This window comes from Pontibacter sp. HJ8, from assembly GCF_054824225.1.
Genome location: NZ_JSYF01000438.1, coordinates 1 through 4,867, shown reverse-complemented (window position 1 = coordinate 4,867; position 4,867 = coordinate 1). Strand labels below are relative to the sequence as shown.

The 4,867-nt window shown below is 52.4% G+C and carries 5 protein-coding genes; 2 read left to right on the top strand and 3 right to left on the bottom strand.

The window, feature by feature from the left end; genetic code table 11:
* The first annotated feature begins 252 nt into the window (after window positions 1–252).
* The gene (locus OB13_RS17225) at window positions 253–1,587 is read left to right on the top strand and encodes a DEAD/DEAH box helicase (RefSeq protein ID WP_461491420.1); all 1,335 of its coding nucleotides are present in this window, start codon (window positions 253–255) and stop codon (window positions 1,585–1,587) included.
* A gap of 132 nt (window positions 1,588–1,719) precedes the next feature.
* On the opposite strand, the gene OB13_RS17220 is transcribed toward OB13_RS17225, so the two are convergent.
* Entirely contained in the window at window positions 1,720–2,091 is a 372-nt protein-coding gene (locus tag OB13_RS17220) for a hypothetical protein (RefSeq protein WP_461491419.1), read from the bottom strand.
* A gap of 233 nt (window positions 2,092–2,324) precedes the next feature.
* Between OB13_RS17220 and OB13_RS17215 the strand changes: the two genes are divergently transcribed.
* Window positions 2,325–2,552, top strand: coding sequence for a hypothetical protein (locus tag OB13_RS17215; protein WP_461491418.1), 228 nt, complete (start codon window positions 2,325–2,327; stop codon window positions 2,550–2,552).
* A 23-nt stretch (window positions 2,553–2,575) separates the two neighbouring features.
* Here the strand turns inward: OB13_RS17215 and OB13_RS17210 are convergent, their stop codons facing one another.
* Window positions 2,576–3,583 carry an alpha/beta fold hydrolase gene (locus OB13_RS17210; RefSeq protein ID WP_461491417.1) on the bottom strand — a complete coding sequence of 336 codons (1,008 nt, stop codon included), beginning with the start codon at window positions 3,581–3,583 and terminating at the stop codon, window positions 2,576–2,578.
* A gap of 116 nt (window positions 3,584–3,699) precedes the next feature.
* Window positions 3,700–4,758 (bottom strand): T9SS type A sorting domain-containing protein, encoded by a 1,059-nt coding sequence (locus tag OB13_RS17205; RefSeq protein ID WP_461491416.1) that lies wholly within the window; start codon window positions 4,756–4,758, stop codon window positions 3,700–3,702.
* Between the last annotated feature and the right edge of the window lie 109 nt (window positions 4,759–4,867).

Below are 4,867 nucleotides of genomic sequence, written 5' to 3'. Positions count from 1 at the left end.
GCGAGGTCCTGACCCGCTATACCTATACCTGGTGCACGATCCGGACGGGTCGCGACCCGTCCCTCCAGCGGCGTGCCTCTACCTGCCTGTATATATTTCTTTCTTCTTTGAATTATTGCCTTCATCCTCCTGTTGTACCCGTAATCGATGTATATACTCCATTTCCTATCCGGTGAGAGCTGCCGGAATTAAATAAATCACAGCAAGCCAGAATATAACCATACCTTTGCAGCTTGCAATAACCAATCATACATGACATTTAGCGAATTAAATTTAATAGAACCTATCCTGAAGGCGCTTCAGGCGGAGGGCTATACGCAGCCGACGCCTATACAGGAACAGGCCATCCCCCATCTACTGGCAGGCAAAGACCTGCTTGGCTGTGCCCAGACGGGAACAGGCAAGACGGCAGCCTTCGCCATACCTATCCTGCAGCTCCTGCATAATCAGAAAGAAAGATCATCCAATACCATAAAGACCCTTATCCTGACCCCTACCCGCGAGCTGGCTATTCAGATCAACGAAAGCTTTGCCGCCTACGGGAAAAACACAGGCATCCGACATACGGTTATTTTCGGCGGTGTTTCGCAACATGCACAGGTCCAGACACTCAAGCGGGGTGTGGACGTGCTTATCGCAACGCCCGGCCGTCTGCTTGACCTGATCGGACAAGGCTTCATCAACCTCAAAAAAGTAGAATTTTTCGTACTCGACGAGGCCGATCGTATGCTGGACATGGGCTTTATCCATGACATCAAGCGTATTATCCCGCTTCTGCCGCAGCAGCGCCAGTCTCTTTTCTTCTCCGCTACCATGCCTCCTGTTATTCAGAAGCTGGCGGATACCATCCTGAACAACCCGGTGAAAGTGGAAGTAACTCCGGTTTCGTCTACTGCCGAGAAGGTGCAACAGGCGGTATACCTGGTGGAGAAGAACGACAAGCGTCACTTGCTGAAACACATACTCGATGATTCCGAAATTGAGCGCGTACTGGTCTTCACCCGCACCAAACACGGGGCCGACCGCGTGGTAAAAGACCTGAACAAAGCCAACATACAGGCCGAGGCGATCCACGGCAACAAGTCACAGAACGCCCGCCAGCGTGCCTTGGGCAACTTCAAGGCAGGCACTACCCGTGTGCTCGTAGCTACGGACATTGCCGCCCGCGGTATCGATGTGGAAGAGCTGTCGCACGTGATCAACTTTGAGCTTCCGAACGAGCCTGAGACGTATGTGCACCGCATTGGCCGTACAGGCCGTGCCGGCAACAAAGGCATTGCCCTTTCCTTCTGCGACACAGAAGAGCGCCCTTACCTACGCGATATCCAGAAGCTGATCAAAAAGCAACTCGTCATCAACGCAGACCATCCTTTTGCTTTACCGGCTCACCTGTCGGTAAACCTGGATGCATTGCCAGCGACCAAAGGCCCGAAACCAGGTGGCAACCGCGGTGGCGGTAACCGCAACGGAGGTGGCAATCGCTCGGGTGGCAACAGTACGGGTGGCGGTGGCCGCAGCGGATCGTGGGGGAACAAGGAAGCCCGGACCAACGGGCAGAGCAGACCCTCGACGCATCGGAACGCGTAACCATACGTAGTCTTAACATTAAAAGGCCCCGCTATACCTGTATAGCGGGGCCTTTTTGTTTTTTGGGCAGGAACTGAAACAGCAGAGGCCGGTACAAATGTACCAGCCTCTGCTGTTTTGGGAATGTATACCTTAGATTCTGCTGTGGTCGCTGTCCGTGGGTTCAGAATCATCTCCGCCCAGTGGCTGGTCTCTGCTTCTGACACCGTTTACATCGTCATCCATCGCCGTATCGCTGCCTTCATACTCAAAACCGGGGCCCTGGGCAAACTCTTCTGTGCTCTTGGGATTGTTGGCACCATACCCGGTTGTTTCGTTTCCCCCTATGTGCAGGTTCTCCAGGCTGTCTTTCTGGTCCGCCCGCTCCAGGTCTCCGCCGTAGCCAACGTTGCGCTTGGCTGAGGGGTCGGGCTTGTTGCCCATCGTCTGGCCTTTGCGATGCTCTTCGTTTATATTTTTGGGTCTATTGGGCGTATTTTGCTGATCTTCTTCTCTGATTGACATATTGCTAAACGTTTAGTTTCCCTTGTGTATACGCTGCCCGGTGTGTTCAGTTAGGTCAGATAAATACACAACTTAACATAATAAATCAACCACAAACTATTCTGCTTCACAAATACGCCCTACCCCGGCACGATGCTTTCGCTTTCTGTTATCTTTGCAGGAATTAATCTGAAACCCGGGCACCACTATTCCCCGAAAAGCGTTACAGACAGAAACAAGATCGAAGGCCATACATGAAATTATCCAAAATATACGACCCCCGGGAGATGAACTCGTACCAGTTTGTGGCGGCAACAGGCCTTATCATGACCCTGGTGGCCAACCTGATTCTCCTGTTCATCGGCAAGCAAGTGGAAAATTTCTCGGCGCTCTACCTCTGCTGGTTCGTTTTCTTCGGAGCGGGCACCGTGGTCAACCTCAACAGCAAGCCCGGCGACCACGACCATCACCACCATCATTGATTCAAAGCCTTCACTGGCCTTCTTTATTGCTTCAGAAACTCCAGGAGTACTTTGTGAAACTGCTCCGGCGCTTCCACATGCGGAATGTGGCCTACGCCCGGTAGCTCCACCAATTTGGCACCGGGTATAGCATCGGCCGTCTGCTGCCCAAGCAAGGGGTACTGCCCGAACTGCTTTCTCTTTTCTTCTTCCTGAATATAGGCTTTGCCTACCACCGTGCGATCCTCCTGCCCGATCACGACCAGGGCCGGCACCTTTACCTGGTTGAATTCATACACCACCGGCTGCTCGTAGATCATGGCGTAGGTTTGGGCTGAAACGCGGGCCACGACAGGATAGTCAGGACTCCGGAGCTGGGCAGCCGGCACACGCACCCATTCCTCATAAGCCGGTTTCCAGGCAGTATAATAGGTTTTGTGGTAGTTGCGGATATCTTCTTCCGTGCGCTTCAGTTCTTCCTGGTACAGCTCCTGCTGATTTTTGTACGGCACCATCAGCCGGTAGTCCTCCAGCCCGATCGGGTTTTCGAGCACGAGCTTCCGGGTCATCTCGGGGTACATCAGGGCAAAGCGGGTGGCCAGCATACCTCCCATCGAATGGCCCACGATGACAGCCTGCTGAATATCGAGACTCCTAAGCAGTTCGTGCGTGTGCTGCGCAAGCTGGTGGAAGCTATAGTTCACCGCTGCCTTGTCCGATTTGCCAAAACCGATCTGATCGGGCACCACTACCCGGTACCCGTTGCCAGCCAAAAAGCGGATCGTTTGCGCCCAATAGGCACCCATAAAGTTCTTGCCGTGCAGCAGCACCACGGTTTGCGGGTTTTGCACCTTCAGGGACGGTTTTATATCCATATAAGCCATTCTGTACTTCTTCCCTTCCTGCTCCACAGCAAAATAACTCACCGGATAGAGGTAGGCATAGTCATCGAGGGTAGCGTTGTAGGTAGGCTGCTCCTGTGCCATGAGTTGGGCAGCCGGGCATAAGAAAAACAGCAACAGCATGAAGGTATAACAGGTATGGAATTTCATAGAAGACAGGTATGGACTTGCTTCTTTTACTGCCTGCACCCGGTCAGGGTTCAAACAGTAAAAAGCCCGGCGCTACACAGCCCCGGGCTTTCCGATGAAACCGATTTCTTTCTTTTTTATTGCACCAGCAGCTTCTTGGTATGGTAGCGCCCGTTCTGGGCTACCTGCAGGAAGTACAGGCCCGGACCAAAAGGAGAGATATCGATCTGGCGGCTATACTCCCCGGAGAGCTTCTCTACCGTGTCAACAAACACTTCGTTGCCTTTGCTGTCGAGGATGCGAACGACCGTGGTACCTTTGTTTTTGAGGGTGAAGCTGATGTCGAAGCGGCCATTGTTGGGGTTGGGATAGTAGTTGATCTCCTCTACCTTCAGCTCTTCTTTTGACTTCATTTCAACGGGTGCCCCGGTGGCTTTCAGCTGCTGCTTTTCTTCCACGGTGATGTCCTCCACTTTGGCTCTTACAAAAAAGATGGCTAAGGGGGGGCGGGGAAGGCCCATACCGATCTTTTCCGCTTCTACCTGGTTTATATCCCGATCAATCCGGATGTAGGACTTGCCTTCCTGGAGCAGCATCAGCGAATCTATTTTGGAGGCATCCCCTATCTGATTTACCACGATCCGCTCAACTCCGGCAGGTTGCAGTGCCCGCAGGGCTTTCCCATCTTGCAGAATGAAGCTTCTTAGAGAATCTATTTCCGTTCTGAGTAACATTGTCGGATTACCGATCAGGGTTCTGGCTAAGCTATCCTTGCCGATGATAATGGTATGCCTGCCTGCCTTTCCGAGAAGACTGTCGGCACCCAGCATCCGCACGTGCACGTCCTGCAGTTGGCGGAGCAGGGCCGTGTCACCTCGTATCCCTTTCAACCTGTCTACCAGCTCCGTTTTATTGGCATCTAAAGTAAAGGCTCTCACTTTGCCGTTGAGCTGACGCAGGCGGGCTGTGTCGAGCCTGGCAGCCTGCATGGCTTTGACAAGCTCATCATGTGTGGCAGTCGTAAAAGTAGTGTCTATCACTACGGTCTTTCCATCTGCGGTACGGATCATCTTAATGTGCATTCTGTGCTCTTCCTTACCGGCTTCCTGGGCCAGCATATGGTGTAAAGGCAGCAGAGCCAGCAAGAGCATCAGCGCCAGCTGCAACAGAAATTGGAAAACAGGTATAAGATTCATAGTGCAGAGATTATAGACTTGAACATCGTTTCTCAAATTTACGCAGCCGGGTACTTGACAAGCGTTAACATCAGGTTAAAGGTCTGTTAAGGAAAAGTTAAAGTATCGG